This is a genomic window from Oleiphilus sp. HI0067 (genome assembly GCF_001635735.1).
Window position 1 is genome coordinate 1 of record NZ_LWFI01000116.1, and the last position, 638, is coordinate 638.

Sequence of the window (638 nt, forward strand, 5' to 3'; positions counted from 1 at the left end):
TATTATGGCAGCTAAAAAGTGTTCTGAACTTGTCCCCTTGTGCCATGGTTTAAATTTAAGTGCTGTGAGCATTGATTTTGAGCCGCAAGACGTCAACGATTCGGCGCGCTTACGCATTGTTAGTACATGTAAGTTGAATGCGCAGACAGGTGTTGAGATGGAAGCGTTGACAGCTGTTAGCGTTGCTGCGCTGACTGTTTATGACATGTGTAAAGCTGTTGATAAAGCGATGCAAGTTAATGGCGTTCGATTGTTAGAAAAGCATGGCGGTAAGAGCGGCAGTTACTACGCAGACAATTAAATGCACTGCCAGTAATGGCATTAAAACACACGACGGTTCGAAACTAGAGACAATCTATGACTCAGACTAATCAAACGAATACAGCGCTAGTTGATCCTTTTGGACGAAAGATTAACTATTTGCGTTTGTCAGTTACTGACCGTTGTGATTTTCGCTGTGTTTACTGCATGGATGAAGAGATGACATTTGTTCCACGCAGTGAAGTCTTGAGTCTTGAAGAAATGCACCTTCTTGCGCGTGCGTTTGTTGAGCTTGGCGTTCAGAAGATCCGTTTAACAGGTGGAGAGCCCCTTGTTCGCAGTGGTGTCGTGGAATTATGCAAAAACATCGCGTCGAT

The 638-nt window shown here is 44.2% G+C and carries 2 protein-coding genes; both read left to right on the forward strand.

The features are described 5' to 3' along the window. A partial coding sequence (locus tag A3739_RS01645; RefSeq protein ID WP_304440239.1) for a cyclic pyranopterin monophosphate synthase MoaC occupies nt 1-301 on the forward strand: 301 nt, incomplete at its 5' end. Nucleotides 302-357: 56 nt separating this feature from the next. Continuing rightward, nucleotides 358-638 (forward strand): radical SAM protein (locus A3739_RS01650; RefSeq protein WP_156502240.1); only part of this gene is annotated, 281 nt, incomplete at its 3' end.